At 34.6% G+C, this 14,946-nt stretch carries 14 protein-coding genes; 6 read left to right on the forward strand and 8 right to left on the reverse strand.

Annotated features, from left to right (window positions below):
* Positions 1-3 precede the first annotated feature (3 nt).
* Positions 4-942 carry a tRNA dihydrouridine(16) synthase DusC gene (gene dusC / locus ACFQ02_RS04630; RefSeq protein WP_380819931.1) on the forward strand — a complete coding sequence of 313 codons (939 nt, stop codon included), beginning with the start codon at positions 4-6 and terminating at the stop codon, positions 940-942.
* On the opposite strand, the gene ACFQ02_RS04635 is transcribed toward dusC, so the two are convergent.
* The 4 genes from ACFQ02_RS04635 to ACFQ02_RS04650 form a co-directional block, all read right to left on the reverse strand.
* The gene (locus ACFQ02_RS04635; protein ID WP_380819934.1) at positions 934-1,920 is read right to left on the reverse strand and encodes an amidohydrolase family protein; all 987 of its coding nucleotides are present in this window, start codon (positions 1,918-1,920) and stop codon (positions 934-936) included. The genes dusC and ACFQ02_RS04635 overlap by 9 nt on opposite strands.
* Positions 1,921-2,240: 320 nt before the next feature.
* A complete protein-coding gene (locus tag ACFQ02_RS04640) occupies positions 2,241-4,118 on the reverse strand; it encodes an acyltransferase family protein (RefSeq protein WP_380819936.1) in 1,878 nt (625 codons plus the stop codon).
* A gap of 111 nt (positions 4,119-4,229) precedes the next feature.
* Complete coding sequence (locus ACFQ02_RS04645) at positions 4,230-5,981, reverse strand: DUF3413 domain-containing protein (RefSeq protein ID WP_380819938.1); 1,752 nt, start codon at positions 5,979-5,981, stop codon at positions 4,230-4,232.
* 2 nt (positions 5,982-5,983) lie between these two features.
* On the reverse strand, positions 5,984-6,205 hold the full coding sequence (locus tag ACFQ02_RS04650) for a YejL family protein (protein WP_380819940.1): 222 nt from the start codon (positions 6,203-6,205) through the stop codon (positions 5,984-5,986).
* 143 nt (positions 6,206-6,348) lie between these two features.
* Between ACFQ02_RS04650 and yejK the strand changes: the two genes are divergently transcribed.
* From yejK to uriH, 5 genes are all read left to right on the forward strand, one after another.
* Positions 6,349-7,362: a nucleoid-associated protein YejK gene (yejK, locus tag ACFQ02_RS04655; RefSeq protein WP_380819943.1), complete on the forward strand. Its 1,014-nt coding sequence runs from the start codon at positions 6,349-6,351 to the stop codon at positions 7,360-7,362.
* A 78-nt stretch (positions 7,363-7,440) separates the two neighbouring features.
* Positions 7,441-7,854: an outer membrane protein assembly factor BamE gene (gene bamE, locus ACFQ02_RS04660; protein WP_380819945.1), complete on the forward strand. Its 414-nt coding sequence runs from the start codon at positions 7,441-7,443 to the stop codon at positions 7,852-7,854.
* Positions 7,855-7,931: 77 nt separating this feature from the next.
* Positions 7,932-8,642: a response regulator gene (locus ACFQ02_RS04665; protein ID WP_380819946.1), complete on the forward strand. Its 711-nt coding sequence runs from the start codon at positions 7,932-7,934 to the stop codon at positions 8,640-8,642.
* 65 nt (positions 8,643-8,707) lie between these two features.
* Complete coding sequence (gene cpxA / locus ACFQ02_RS04670; RefSeq protein ID WP_380819948.1) at positions 8,708-10,108, forward strand: envelope stress sensor histidine kinase CpxA; 1,401 nt, start codon at positions 8,708-8,710, stop codon at positions 10,106-10,108.
* A gap of 14 nt (positions 10,109-10,122) precedes the next feature.
* Positions 10,123-11,055: a uridine-preferring nucleoside hydrolase UriH gene (gene uriH, locus ACFQ02_RS04675; RefSeq protein WP_380819950.1), complete on the forward strand. Its 933-nt coding sequence runs from the start codon at positions 10,123-10,125 to the stop codon at positions 11,053-11,055.
* On the opposite strand, the gene ACFQ02_RS04680 is transcribed toward uriH, so the two are convergent.
* From ACFQ02_RS04680 to rbsC, 4 genes are read right to left on the reverse strand one after another with little or no spacing between them, the layout of a single operon-like run.
* Entirely contained in the window at positions 11,052-12,050 is a 999-nt protein-coding gene (locus tag ACFQ02_RS04680) for a substrate-binding domain-containing protein (RefSeq protein WP_380819952.1), read from the reverse strand. The two genes, uriH and ACFQ02_RS04680, sit on opposite strands and share 4 nt — an antisense overlap.
* Positions 12,051-12,066: 16 nt before the next feature.
* The gene (gene rbsK, locus ACFQ02_RS04685; RefSeq protein WP_380819954.1) at positions 12,067-12,987 is read right to left on the reverse strand and encodes a ribokinase; all 921 of its coding nucleotides are present in this window, start codon (positions 12,985-12,987) and stop codon (positions 12,067-12,069) included.
* Between the two features lie 60 nt (positions 12,988-13,047).
* Complete coding sequence (rbsB, locus tag ACFQ02_RS04690; RefSeq protein WP_380819956.1) at positions 13,048-13,926, reverse strand: ribose ABC transporter substrate-binding protein RbsB; 879 nt, start codon at positions 13,924-13,926, stop codon at positions 13,048-13,050.
* A gap of 39 nt (positions 13,927-13,965) precedes the next feature.
* The gene (gene rbsC, locus ACFQ02_RS04695) at positions 13,966-14,937 is read right to left on the reverse strand and encodes a ribose ABC transporter permease (protein WP_380819957.1); all 972 of its coding nucleotides are present in this window, start codon (positions 14,935-14,937) and stop codon (positions 13,966-13,968) included.
* Positions 14,938-14,946: the final 9 nt, after the last annotated feature.

Consider the following 14,946-nt stretch of genomic DNA (forward strand, 5'->3'; position numbering starts at 1 on the left):
TCGATGCGTGTCATTTTAGCACCGATGCAAGGTGTGCTTGATCCTTTAGTGCGGTCACTTTTAACTGAAATTAATGACTATGATTTATGTATCACTGAATTTGTACGTATAGTTGACCAACTTTTACCAGCTAAAGTATTTTATCGACTTTGCCCTGAATTGTTGCAACAAGGGTTAACACCTAGTGGCACGCCTGTGCGAGTGCAACTATTAGGTCAATATCCACAATGGTTAGCAGAAAATGCAATTCGTGCTGTAGAGTTAGGATCAAAAGGGATAGATTTAAATTGTGGCTGTCCATCAAAAACAGTGAATGGTAGCAATGGTGGAGCCTCGCTGTTGAAGCAACCTGAATTAATTTATCAAGCAACTAAAGCTATTCGTCAAGCAGTACCTGAGCATTTAGCTGTCAGTGTAAAGGTGAGATTAGGTTGGGATTGCGATAACCAAATTTTTGAAATTGCTGATGCGGTACAACAAGGTGGAGCGACTGAAATTGCTATTCACGGTCGAACTAAAATAGATGGCTATAAAGCAAGTTGTATCAACTGGCAGAAAATTGGTGAAGTGCGGTCAAAATTACACATTCCTGTAATTGCTAACGGTGAAATTTGGAATTGGCAAGATAGTGAACGGTGTCGCAAAATCACTGGCTGTGATGATTTAATGATTGGACGGGGTGCATTAAATATTCCAAATTTAAGTAAGGTCATCAAGTACAAAGCGGAAAAATCCCTTTGGCATAATGAAGTTATGCCACTACTGCAAAAGTATGCTCATATGGAGAATGAACACGATAGTGGCTTCTATCATGTTGCTCGTATCAAACAGTGGCTACAGTATTTGAGAAAAGTATATCCCGAAGCAAATATGCTTTTTGCCTACATTAAAACTTGCCAAAGTGCGGTTGATTTACGAGAAAAATTACAAGATTTAGTCTAATCCTAATACTTTTCTACCATTGACACTGGCAATATTGATCATTGCATCAAGATCAGGAAAGCGACAACCTGCCGCTAGCAAACTGAGTTCTTGCCACATATCACCCTCACAAAGTGGCACCATGTAATCACAAATATTGTCTGTACCAATTGCTACTGTAATTCCTTCTGGGATCATTTCATCTGCAGGAGTTAATGCATTATGAAATGGCATTAAATCTTCTTTACGATTGCTATCAATCCATGCCATAGGACAGGCTATCATCATCATTTGAGCTTGTCTCATTTTTTCATAAAGTTTATAACGATAATCTTTAGAGTGAGCTCCAATAGAAATACCATGAATCGCGACTACTTGCCCTTGCATACCATGTTCAATCGTTTTATCGCATAGCTGTTCCGTTTCTTTTTCTTTTGGCGTGTTAAATTGATCCACATGAACGTGACACATAATGCCAAGCGATTTTGCTTTATCTAACAAAATATCCATAGCCTCTAAGCCTCGGCCATAATCTAATTCATCACGGTAAGGCAAGCCACCAATCATATCAACCATTTCGGCACCAATATCAAACCATTTCCGAGCAGTAGGTTCAATCACGCCTTTCAAGGTTTGATTCGCAAATTTCAGTGTAATATCGTGTTTATATACATCTCTTGCTTTGTGTGCGGCAATAATTGCTCGATCTTCGCAAATTGGGTCAATATCAACAAATGTACCAAATGCTGTTACCCCTTGTGAAATCATTAATTCAATAGATTGACAAAAACGTGCATAATAATCATCTACTGAAGAAGTTCGTTTCACTTCATCAACTAAATCCCACTTTTGTTGCAAATTACTGTTGTGATAGATGCCAATTTTTTCAGGCGTCATGGTAAAAGCACGGTCAGCATGAGCATGGGCATTAACCCAGCCACCTTTTTTGATAATTTCATCACGAATATAGGTTTTAAAACTGCGGACATGGTTTTTCATTGTAACTCCATAATAATGATTCTGATAAAGACTGTGCTTCAGATACAAAAAAATCCCATAAAAGGGATCTTGTTATTAAGAGAAAACCAAATTGAGTTCAACCAAATTAAGTTGATTTCAATGTTATGAAAAATTCTCAGATTTTTCTTTAATAACATCATATCCAATCTTACTTACACTGGGCGAACAGTATAGAAGTTTATTAGTCAAAAAGATAATTGATTTTAACTATCAGTTTTTAAAATCTTTACTTGATCTATCCCACCCTACAGGTTAAATAATCACCTGACATAAGGGTGGAATATTATTTTAAGTAAAAATTACTGATAAAGTGCTTTTACTTCTTCTGTTGTTAGAATACGTTCATGTTTATTGAACTCTATCCCCATATATTGCGAGCCAAAAGAAGTAAAATGATCTTGATCACTCAACAAAGGTATATCATTAATATAAATTTGATTATGTAAGTATTTTTGAGCATCAATCCATTTTACGCTAGGGACCTGCTGCTGAATAAATGCCCATAATTGTGCATTAGTTTTATTTACATCGCCAAACACTTCTATCGGTTTTAAAAATTTGTCTATACCGTAGTGCTTCAAAATTAGTGCTGATATTGGTGAACGAGTTACACTAAAATTATCAGCCATAACATACACTTTTTTAGTTTTAGAAACTTCTTTTAGCGTATTAATAAATTCAATTTTAAAGTTTTCCTGTGATTTATCTTGTCCAACAGGACGAGCAACAGGTACATCACCAATTTTTAGATTATAGTAAAACGAATAAATAATAATTGGATACTCTTCTATTTTCTTTCTTAGTGCTACACACTCTGGCGTGTTTTTAAACTGATTATGACTATCAACAATAAAATCGCACCCCATATCATTTGATGGCCAAATATCTGCTCTCCAGCCTTCTTTATGACCGACGTATTTCATAAATTCGTCTAAATGTCCTGCATGAGAGTCACCAATTAACAATACTTTTGTAGGTAAGGAAAGATCGCTTTCAACATTCATAACCAATGTTTGTTTTAATTGGTTCTCTCGTTTAGTGATATAAGACTTAGTTAATAGATTAAAACTGATTAAAGCTAAGGATGGAAGTAAATACAAATAAATAAAAGAACGTTTAAACGTTAATTTTGAACGTCTTATTGGATTTTCTAAACAATAATAGCTCAAACAAGAACAAACAAAACTGAATATAGCAACAATAGCAATCACTGAATTTGATAGCTGTTTTTCATTTGTAAGATAATATACAAAAGCAATAAATAACCAGTGAAACAAATATAATGAATAAGAAATTTTACCAATAAACACCATCGGTTTAGTTGATAAAAAGATGTTTACCCAATTTTTTGTATTCGTACTATAAATAAGTAATGCAGTAAAAATACAAGGTAATAATACTGTAATACCAGGAATTTGAGGTAAATCATGATGATAAAAGTATAAACAGAACAATAAACCAAATAAGCTAATAATAGAAATTAAGCTATTTTTGTTTATTTTTTGAACTTTTGAGAGGGGGGGGGGTAATAACGCTAAAAAAGAACCTAAAAGCAACTCAGGAAAACGCAAATGTGAGAGATAATAAGGAGTGTACAAGCGATTATCCAAATAGACTTGATGAGGAATAAACATTGTTGCTACAAAGGCAAAAAACAAAGCTATTACTGTAATATAAAATGCTTTTCGATTTTGCCATTTTTTATAGGCAAATACTAATAACAGCGGAAAGAAAATATAATATTGTTCTTCTACAGCAAGTGACCAAATATGAACGATTGGATTTTGATTAACGCTCAGATCAAAATATCCTTGCTTATGCGAAAGATAAATATTAGAAAAGAAAACGACTGCGAGTTCAATTGTTTTCCGTAGATTTTCAGCGTAATTACGAGTAAAAAACAATAAACTAAAAATAGAAGCTAACGTTAATATAAAAATAAAAACAGGGTAAATTCGTTTAATTCGACGATTATAAAATGCAGCAAAACTAAACGTATTTTGCTCAATTTCTTTTGTGATAATTTTAGTTATAAGAAAACCAGAAATTACAAAGAAAATATCTACGCCAAGAAAACCACCTGGCAACCAAGCAGGGTTAAGATGAAAAATCATCACAGATAAAATAGCAACTGCACGTAACCCATCAATTTCAGGGCGATAAATTAATTTTGACATAATAAATCCAGTTAAAAAAAGAGTTGGCTAGTTTAGCATTTAGTGACATAAATTCAAATAAAAATAAAAGTCTTCCGTTCTAGTTACATTTTAATTTTTTGTTTTATTAGATTATTTTTCAAAGAACATTCCATGTTGATTAAATACGTCTAAAAATAGACCTAAAGGAGGAGAATTTGATGACTGTTTTTCATAAGTGCGGTCATATTTTTGATAATTTCCATGGCGATCTAAATGATACTGTGTACCATCTGTAGTGATAATTACATTCCAACGATAGTTACCTGCTAACACCCAACTACGATTTCCATTTAGATCAAATAGATCTGTCCCCTGAGCATAATCAGAAACAGGATTTTGCACATTAAAAACATGTGTCATCAATGCTGGCAGTAAATCCGTATGACTCGTCAATTTTTCTATTTTTCCTATAGGAAGTGCATGCCAACGTACAATCATTGGGACTTGAATAATATCTTTAGCAAAATAACTGCGATATTGTCGTTCATTTAATTCATCAAAATAATAACCTTTTGCCGCAGTTAGAATTAACAATGTATTTTCTGAATCAACTTGTTGCCACAATTTTGATAATAAATCATCTAATTTATTTAATGCTAAAGCATAACCTGTTGGATTTAATCCTTCTTCAATATGAAGATCTAGATAGCCAAAATAAGCTTTATTTTGCAACGCCATTGTTGAATGCCATTGTAAAAAGTCATCTACTGTAGTTGCTGACGTTTTTTTCTTACGACTTAACTTATGTTGTGAAAAGATTGATTGGCGGAACAAACTTGGTTTGAAGCCGTTATCAGAAAATACGCCTATTTGATAGTTAGTCGCCTTATCTGATAACCTTTCAATTAAGACCGATGGTGTTTGGTTAGTCAATAAGCTTTCGGTGTAATTTGCATTCAAACCATAAAATATTCCTGTCAACCCATTATTATCCTGATTTCCCGTACTGTAGTGGTTAAGATATTGCGTTGAATGTTCTGCAAGTGCGGTTAATTTTGGCATTTTTTCTACACTAATTGAATCATAACGTAAACCTGATACTGTAACTAAAACGATGTTAGGCTTGACCGCACTTTTTGCAAAAACGAGTTCATGCTGTGGATAATCGACTTTTAATGCATCTAAACGCCCTTCTTGTTCTAAGGTACGACTATATTGATTTTTATCCAAGAAACCGTGGCTTTCTAGAAAAGATCTTGCTGTCATTGGGTAAGAGAGAGGAAAATTAGATTTTTGCATTGTAATTGGACGATAAATAAACGCATCAGACCACGCATAAACTAAATGAGTAGCAGTAAACGCACAGACAAAAAATACGCCCACAAACTTAAGCCATCTTTGTCGTTCGAGGCTACGTAATTTTTCCCATGACCAACGTGAAAACAGCATCTGAGCTAGCAAAATAATTGGCATTGGTGCAAAAAAGATCTGCCATGTTCGAGATAATTCTCCTTTTTCGGGATTGACCAACAAATTCCATACCACAGAAGACAAATGCAAATGAAAACGTGAAAAAACTTCTGTATCAACTAATAATAAAGTACACCCAATAGTCGCTAAAATGACCGAGATTCCACGAAAAGTACGGTGATTTTTTACGACAAAACTTAATGGAAAAATGAGCAACAAATAAATCGCAAAAATAATAAAACTAAAATGCCCAAATAAACTTATAAAAAAGTAAAGTTTTCCACTCAAGGTATGTGGCCAGTCAATAATAAAGGCATAGCGACTACCGATAGCAATCGCCCATAAAATATTAAAAAAGGCAAACCAGTGTCCCCATGAAATTTTACGGGAAGTTTCATCTCGATATTGTTTGCCGTTTTTAATTTGAAACATAATCAGTTACTGTTTTTTATTGAGTTCAATAAAGCATCAGAGAAAGTTTTTGCTAAAATCTCACGCTGATTCACTCCAACGCTCGACACTAATAAATTAGTTACCATATTTCCCAATACAACAAGGGATAAATCCACTGGTGACTTATGTTTTTCAAATACTGCAATTAACTCTTGTGTAATAGTATCAATTTGTTTATCTGGATATTTGGACAATTTTGCCATGTGATCACCTAAAATGATTATAGTTCTATTTGGTTAGCATTTGCTCTAGTGAATAGCATAGTAACGAATATGCTAGCACATTTTTATAAAAAGTGCGGTTATAATATCGTACAAATTGATTTTTATAAATAATGGAACAAAAAATGAGCATCAGCGTTACACAAATTGTTTTGCACCAATTAATTAAAAATACTCAAGAAGACGGAATTTGCAAGCTAGAAACTCAATTGCGAGAAAATTTACTCACTGTTACACCTGAATTAGAACAAATGATGTTACGGTTGCATCAAAGTTATCAAAATAAAGCAAAAGGTTATGGTGTATTTCAAAACACTTCTAAATTCGCTCAATTCTTAAACCGTTTTCAAGAACATGAAGTTGATTTTCTTACTTTTAGTCATCAATCGACCGCACTTTTGGCAAGCGAATTAGAAAAATATACTTTTTCTGGTAGTGGCACCTTAATCCTTTGTCAATATCAATTCTTAGCAACAGAATATCTTTTTATTGCATTATTAGATAGCCGCACCAGTATGCTAGTTGATGAACACTTAGATATTCGCCGAACTGAATATTTGGATATAACCCAATTTGATGTTGCGGCTCGAATTAACTTAACAGATTTACAAACAGATGCTCATTCCAACCGCTATTTAACTTTTATTAAAGGGCGAGTTGGTCGAAAAATTGGCGATTTTTTCATGGATTTTCTTGGGGCTGAAGAAGGATTAAATCCTCAATTACAAAATCAATGCTTATTACAAGCAGTCAGCGACTATTGCGTACAAGGTGAATTAGATACTAACCAATCTCAAGTAGTAAAAAAACAAGTTTTTGACTACTGTAAAGAGCAAATCAATAATGGTGAAGAAATAAAATTAACCGCACTTTCTGACAATATTCCAACGCTAAAAGAGCAGCCCTTTGCTGATTTTGCCACTGAACAAAACTATGGATTACAAGAAAGCATTCCGCCTGTTCGAGCAACACTTAAGGGACTAACTAAATTTTCTGGTTCAGGTAAAGGCGTGACGCTTAGTTTTGATGCAGAATTAATTAATCAACGTATCTTCTGGGATGAAACTGCGGACACTTTAACAATTAAAGGATTGCCACCTAACTTGCGTGATCAATTACAAAGACAGCTAAAAGGATAGAATTAATTTGGCAAATTGGCTAAATTTAGTTATCATCAAGCGTTATCTGAAGAATAACTATATGAAAGGATAAAAAACATGCAATTCAAATCAGTAATAGTAGCAACTGTTTTCGCTTTAAGTTTAACAGCTTGCTCAACTGTCAATAAAATAGTCTATCGTATTGACGTTCCTCAAGGCAATTATTTGGAGGCTGCCACACTATCACAAGTTAAAGTAGGTATGAATGCCCAACAAGTTCAATATTTACTTGGCACACCCGTTTTAATTGATCCTTTCAATAACAACTCTTGGTACTATATTTTCCTACAACAAAAAGCCTACCAAGAACCTGAACAACACAGTGCAATAATCACATTTGATAAACATGGTATTGTCACTAAAATTGATTTAGATAAACCATTGCCTGATGATATAAAACCCAAAATCAACAATGTAATCATTGAAAAATCTACTAAACATCAAAAAAATTTTTGGCAATTTTGGAAATAATTAACTAATGCACAGTATTGTGCATTAGTTAACCCACATATTATTAATAATTATAAATAAAAAAATAGGAATAACCCATGGCAAAGCTCTTACTAGTTGATGATGATATTGAACTCGTTGAATTATTAGTAGAATTGCTCACTTTGGAAGGATACGAGGTCGATGTTGCTAATAATGGGCAACAAGCATTAGAGAAACATAAGAATTATGATTTGATCTTGCTTGACATCATGTTACCTGTTCTAAACGGTTTTGAGACACTAAAACAGATTAGAGCAAAATATAACACTCCTGTTATGATGCTGACCGCAAGACGCAATGAAATAGATCGTGTTTTAGGATTGGAGTTAGGAGCTGATGATTATTTGTCCAAACCTTTTAATGATCGTGAATTAGTAGCTAGAATTAAAGCAATTTTACGCCGAACTGGCTGCAATCGAAATAGCACAGAACTACCTCATCAGTGGGAAGATGTAGAACATGCTACTTTGAAATTCTGCGGACTAACACTTTACCCTGGTCGTCAGCAAGCTATCTTTAATGAGCAAGATTTGAAACTCACAGGAACAGAATTTGCACTCTTACGCGTCCTTATCTGCCATCCTGGACAAGTACTTTCTAGAGAATATTTAAGTTTAAACGGTCTTGGTAAAGTTTTATCACCTTTTGATCGAACAATTGATATGCACATGTCCAATTTGCGTAAGAAGTTACCACCAAGAAGCGATAATACATCTTGGTTCAAAACATTAAGGTGCAAAGGATATTTATTAGTTGCAGAAAAATAATCAACTGAAAAATAAAGTCTGTTTTTTTAACAGACTATTTTCTACTTTTGAAGTTACATGATCCTATGAAGTCAAAATCCTCTTTCTTAAATACACTACCATTTCATATTTTCTTTGCTATTTTTGGCTTATCTGTCGCTTTGTTATTTGCATTAACAATGATATATCCCTATCTTGATACTTGTTTTTGTGCAGAGTTGGACGATCAAGAATTCTCTGATTATGAAAATAAAATTTCTACATTAATAACGAATGATCATCTCAATCAAATTTTGTCAGGAAATAAAATTTCTGTTGAAGGCTTTGAAAACCAACAACTCATATTAATTGATGAAGATGGCAAAATTTTTGGTGCTAAACATAACGAACATGCCTTTATTCGTGAATTTATATATTATCATCCACTTGAGTCAAAACCATTCCGAAAAAATTTATATAATGTGCAAATAGTCGGTGGTTTTTCTGTCGATTTCGCAACAAATATAGAAAAACAAATAACTCCTTATAAGCTTTATTTTATAACTAGAGTAAATCCGCAAGAGAAAATGTTATCTTACATTTTTACTCATCCACGGCTTGTGATTTTGATATTAATGCTTATTTCAGTTCCATTATTATGTTGGTATTCTTTCAATATAACTACTCCATTAAAAAATTTACAAATTGCAGCAAATACCGTTACGTTAACAAACTTTAATCCTGATCCTAAATTAGAAACAAAAGGAATAATTGAATTGCGACGAGTAGGAAAAAGTTTCAATCACATGATAAGTTCACTCAAAAGTCATATTTCTAATCAACAATCACTATTGTCATCAATTTCTCACGAATTAAGAACTCCTTTGACTAGATTACAACTAGCTCTAGCTTTATTACGTCGACGAGTTGGTGAAAATGCAGAAATTATTCGTATTGAAAAAGAAGCTAACCGATTAAATGAAATGATTCAAGAGTTATTACTGTTATCTAGCCAAAAATTAAATTGTCACGTAAATCATGAAATTTTTCCTATAACAGAAATTTGGGGCGATATTATCAAAGACGCTAAGTTTGAATCTGAACAGCGACATTTGATATTCAACGTAAAACAATTTATTGGAAAACCACAAGAACGTCATATAAAAGGTAACAAAGTTTTATTACGTAGAGCGGTAGAAAATATCGTTAGAAATGCAATGAAATATGCTAAATCAGAAGTTCAGATGTCTATCTTCATGAAGGACAAATATTTTTGCATTACTATCGACGATAATGGCATGGGTGTTCCTGACGATGAATATGAAAATATTTTTAAGCCGTTTTACCGTATTGATGAAGCAAGAACTCGAGAAACTGGTGGAGTAGGTTTGGGGCTATCCATCGTAGAAAATGTCATTAAAGCACACTTTGGACACGTATGGGCAATGCAAAGTCCTTTAGGTGGGCTACGATTAACAATCTGCTTACCATTATGGATAACTATTTAATATTGGAGAATAAAATGAAAAATAAAATTATTTTAGATTGTGATCCTGGTCATGATGACGCAATTGCAATGATGTTAGCCTATGGTAATCCTAATATTGATTTGTTAGCTGTAACTACTGTAGTGGGTAATCAAACTCTTGAGAAAGTCTCACGCAATGCACTAGCAGTAGCTGAAATTGCGAAAATTAAAGGTATTCCTTTTGCAAAAGGAGCGGATCGTCCTCTGATTCGAGAAATTGAAGTAGCACCAAGTATTCATGGTGATTCGGGTCTTGATGGTCCAATTCTTCCAACACCAAGTCAATCTTTTTCTGAAAAGCATGCAGTGCAATTAATCATTGATTTAATAATGTCACACCCTGAAAAAACTATTACTCTTGTACCGACAGGAGGACTAACTAATATCGCTCTTGCCGCACGTCTTGAACCTAGAATTATTGACCGAGTCAAACAAGTGGTACTAATGGGAGGTGGCTATCATGTAGGTAATTGGAGTGCAGTAGCTGAATTTAATATTAAGATTGATCCTGAAGCCGCTCATATCGTTTTTAATGCTGGCTGGAAAGTGGTAATGGTCGGTCTAGATCTTACTCATCAAGCACTTGCAACGCCAGAAATTGTGAAACGCATTGCTGCTCTCGACACAAAACCCGCCCAATTTGTTGTAGAATTACTCGAGTTTTTTGGCAAAATGTACAAACAGTCTCAAGGGTTCAACTACCCTCCTGTTCATGATCCCTGTGCTGTTGCTTATGTGATCGATCCAACTATCATTGAAACAAAACAAGTACCTGTAAATATCGAATTAACTGGCACACACACTTTGGGAATGACAGTAGCTGATTTTCGCTATCCACCAAAACCTTGCAACACTTATGTTGCTACAAAACTTGATCACAAACGTTTTTGGGATTTAGTCATTGAGGCGATTAGAAACTTGAATTAATCACTTAATTTTTTTACTGACTGTCTAATGACTAATGTCGGATTTAACCTTAAAGTGCGGTAATTTTCTGCAGGGTTTTTAATGCGATGCAATAATTGAGTTACCGCTACTTTAGCAAGGGTTGCTTTGGGTTGATGAATTGTTGTTAATGGTGGGGCAATATATTGAGCAAGTTTTATATCATCATAACCAATAATAGAAATATCTTGTGGTATTGACAATCCTTGCTGCCAAGCCACTTGATACGCTCCAACAGCAATAGTATCGCTACAAGCAAAAACGGCTGTAGGTCTTTCTCTCAGTTTGAGCAATTTCTCCATTCCAGCAATGCCACCATCAAAATTGAAATGACTTTCTATAATCCATTCATCTCGAACGGTTAAATTATATTCCAACAGTGCTTTTTTATAACCATTCAACCTGTTCTGTGCAAGCGGTTTGTTTAAATCACCAGTGATTATAGCAATATCTTTATGATTGTATTCAATCAATGTTTTTGTTGCGATATAGCCTCCGAGTTCTGAATTTTCAAAAATTCTATCCGCACTTAACTCTGCTGGCCACCAGTCCATAATCACACAGGGAATTGTTAGTTTAAAAAGTTTGGCTTGAAAATGACTTTCTGTACACATTAACAACAACCCGTCAACTTGCTTTTGCATTAATGTCTGAACACATTGTTCTAAACGTTGAGGATCATCATTTGTGTTACATAAAAATAAATTATAATGATGTTGATTACAATAATGTTCTACATTTGCTACAATTTCAGCAAAAAAAGGATTGTCGCTTGTAGTAACTAACATTCCTATGGTTTTAGTCTCTTTCATTTTTAAACTGCGTGCAAGAGCAGAAGACTTATAGTCTAACTGCTTTACGACAGCTAGCACTTTTTCTCGAATTTCATCACTCACAAAACGAGAATTATTTACTACATGTGATACTGTCGATGTGGAAACCTTTGCAATGCGAGCTATATCTTTCATCGTTGCCATTTTCTACGCCTTTTTCTCAATGTGCGGTCAGAAAATCTAAAGTTTCTTGTAAAGTTGGAATAGACGGCTGTGCCCCTTTACGAGTAACGCTAATCGCCGCTGCTGCATGAGCAAAGCGAATCGCTTGATCCATAGGTTTATCATCTAACAATGCTGCAACTAATGCTCCATTAAAAGTATCACCTGCTGCCGTAGTATCTACCGCTTTTACTTTAAATCCAGTGATGATATTTCCTTTACCACGTTCACTAAAATAGACACCTTTTGAACCAAGCGTAATCAACACTGATTGGATACCTTTATGGTGAAAAAATTCAGCAGCTTGCACCGCACTTTGTTGATCACAAACTTTTATCCCAGTTAGAATTTCGGCTTCTGTTTCATTTGGTGTGATCATATCCACACAAGCTAAGAGTTCATCAGGCAAGAACTGTGCAGGAGCAGGGTTTAATACTACTTTAGTTTGATTATCTTTTGCCAGTTTTGCTGCTTTAATAACCGCACTTAAAGGCGTTTCTAATTGCACCAGCAAACAATCTGCTTGAATAATTTCTGATTGAAATTGTGCTACTTTTTCTTTATCTAGATAAGCATTTGCCCCTGCCGCGATCACTATGCTATTTTCGCCACTATCTGCTACTTGAATCATTGCAATTCCTGTCATTTGGTGTTTGATTTGACTAATAGCGTGAGTATGAATGCCATCTTTGATAAAAGCATTTTTCATAGCTTGACCAATTTCATCATCACCAATACAAGCAATAAAACTCACCTCAGCACCTAATCGAGCTGCAGCAACAGCTTGATTTGCCCCTTTGCCTCCATAGGCAACATGGTATCGATGTCCAAGTAAAGTTTCCCCAGCTTTTGGAAAGTGCGGTACAAAAATAACATGATCCGCATTGATACTACCTAAAACGGTTAATTTCTTTGCCATAAATCCTCTGCATCTGTTAAAACAACGAGAGGCGAGTAAACTCACCCCTATAATGTATCATTATTGAGTAATTACTTTTAAATCCACTGGGATTTTTTCTTTTACTTTTTCTCCTTTCAAAACTTTCACTGCTGTTTCAACGCCAAAACGACCAATAAGCTCTGGTTGTTGTGCGATAGTTGCCGCTAGTTTACCACTTTTTACTGCTTTGATACCGTCATCAGTACCATCAAACCCCACTAATAATACATTTTTATTAGCTGATTTAATAGCTCTTAATGCACCTAATGCCATTTCATCATTTTGAGCAAATACCGCTTGTACATCGCCCTTACTTGCAAGTAAATTTTCCATCACATTCAACCCTTTAGTTCGATCAAAATCAGCTGGTTGGCTTGCTAGAAGATCAAATTTATGAGCTGTAACAGATTGTTTAAACCCTTCTCCACGTTCACGAGCTGCTGATGTGCCAGCAATCCCTTCGAGTTGTATCACTTTTGCTCCATCACCTAATTTTTCAGCAATAAAATCTCCAGCCATTTTTCCTCCTGCAACATTATCAGAAGCGATATGACTGACGACTTTACCTTTATTTGAACCTCGATCTAGCGTGATCACAGGGATGTTATTACGATTTGCAATTGCTACCGCATTACCCACTGCCTCACTATCTGTTGGATTAATTAAAAGTATTTTTGCTCCACGTACTATTAAATCTTCCACATTGGCTAACTCTTTAGCTGGGTCATTTTGTGAATCTAATATCACTAGTTTATAACCTAATTCATCAGCCTTTTCCTGAGCACCATCTCGCAATGAAACAAAAAAAGGATTGTCCAAAGTAGAAATGGTTAAAGCAATAGTATCCTGTGCCGATACAATATTACTTAATCCTAATGTAAGTACCGCTACTGAAGCTAACATTTTAAATTTATTCATAATGTGTTCTCCTATTAAATATAAATTAATGAGTTAGTATTACGCTTTTTTACTACCTAAATAATTATCTGCTAGTACTGCGACAAGAATCACTAATGCTTTCGCAATCATTTGATAATAAGAAGAAATATCGAGCAAATTCAACGCATTATTTAAGAACCCAATAATTAATGCGCCAATCAAGGTTCCCATCACTCTACCTTTTCCACCCATCAAACTTGTGCCGCCCACCACTACAGCTGCAATCGCATCAAGCTCATAAGATACTCCTGCTGTTGGCTGAGCTGATGAAAGACGAGAAGTAACAATCAATCCAGCGAGTGATGATAAAAATCCACTCACTGCAAATACAAAAATTTTGACTTTAGTTACATTAATACCCGAAAGTTGAGTTGCTGTTTCATTACCACCTAGAGCATAAATATAACGTCCAATTTGCGTATGTTTTAATACATACCACGCTATTGTAAATACAATGGCAGTTAACCAAATTGGAAAAGGAATACCAAATAAATAACCTGTACCTAAATAGGAAAAACTATCTGCCGTGTTAGAGAAACCTGTACTAATTGGACGACCATCGGTATAAACCATTGTCATACCTCGTAATAATGTCATCGTCACTAATGTCGCAATAAATGCTTGCACTTTACCTTTTGCCACAATTACGCCACTAACAGCCCCCAACAACACGCCAATCAATAAAGTTACTGGTATAACCAATAAAATTGACAGTTCAGCACTCACCATTGAAGCAGCAATCGCACCCGTTAAAGCTAAAATTGAACCTACCGATAAATCAATACCAGCAATCAAGATCACAAAAGTCATTCCAACGGCAATCACGGCATTAACTGAAGTTTGACGTAAAATATTTAACATATTATCCACAGTGAAAAAATTTGGATTAATCAACGACACCACTGTGATTAAAACCAACAATGCAATAATTGAGCGTTGTTCCAATAAAAATTTAGTTAAATTAAAAGTTAATCTATTGTTTGAAGTCATAAAAATTTC

This window comes from Seminibacterium arietis (assembly GCF_042675725.1).
In the GTDB taxonomy this organism is placed as follows: domain Bacteria; phylum Pseudomonadota; class Gammaproteobacteria; order Enterobacterales; family Pasteurellaceae; genus Seminibacterium; species Seminibacterium arietis.

Bases quoted from the DNA above. Each gene is read 5' to 3' on its own strand.
- ACFQ02_RS04640 (WP_380819936.1), bottom strand. From the start codon at position 4,118: ATGTCAAAATTAATTTATCGCCCTGAAATTGATGGGTTACGTGCAGTT.
- rbsB (WP_380819956.1), bottom strand. From the start codon at position 13,926: ATGAATAAATTTAAAATGTTAGCTTCAGTAGCGGTACTTACATTAGGA.
- yejK (WP_380819943.1), top strand. From the start codon at position 6,349: ATGAGCATCAGCGTTACACAAATTGTTTTGCACCAATTAATTAAAAAT.
- cpxA (WP_380819948.1), top strand. From the start codon at position 8,708: ATGAAGTCAAAATCCTCTTTCTTAAATACACTACCATTTCATATTTTC.
- bamE (WP_380819945.1), top strand. From the start codon at position 7,441: ATGCAATTCAAATCAGTAATAGTAGCAACTGTTTTCGCTTTAAGTTTA.
- uriH (WP_380819950.1), top strand. From the start codon at position 10,123: ATGAAAAATAAAATTATTTTAGATTGTGATCCTGGTCATGATGACGCA.
- ACFQ02_RS04665 (WP_380819946.1), top strand. From the start codon at position 7,932: ATGGCAAAGCTCTTACTAGTTGATGATGATATTGAACTCGTTGAATTA.
- rbsK (WP_380819954.1), bottom strand. From the start codon at position 12,987: ATGGCAAAGAAATTAACCGTTTTAGGTAGTATCAATGCGGATCATGTT.
- ACFQ02_RS04650 (WP_380819940.1), bottom strand. From the start codon at position 6,205: ATGGCAAAATTGTCCAAATATCCAGATAAACAAATTGATACTATTACA.
- dusC (WP_380819931.1), top strand. From the start codon at position 4: ATGCGTGTCATTTTAGCACCGATGCAAGGTGTGCTTGATCCTTTAGTG.
- rbsC (WP_380819957.1), bottom strand. From the start codon at position 14,937: ATGACTTCAAACAATAGATTAACTTTTAATTTAACTAAATTTTTATTG.
- ACFQ02_RS04635 (WP_380819934.1), bottom strand. From the start codon at position 1,920: ATGAAAAACCATGTCCGCAGTTTTAAAACCTATATTCGTGATGAAATT.
- ACFQ02_RS04645 (WP_380819938.1), bottom strand. From the start codon at position 5,981: ATGTTTCAAATTAAAAACGGCAAACAATATCGAGATGAAACTTCCCGT.
- ACFQ02_RS04680 (WP_380819952.1), bottom strand. From the start codon at position 12,050: ATGGCAACGATGAAAGATATAGCTCGCATTGCAAAGGTTTCCACATCG.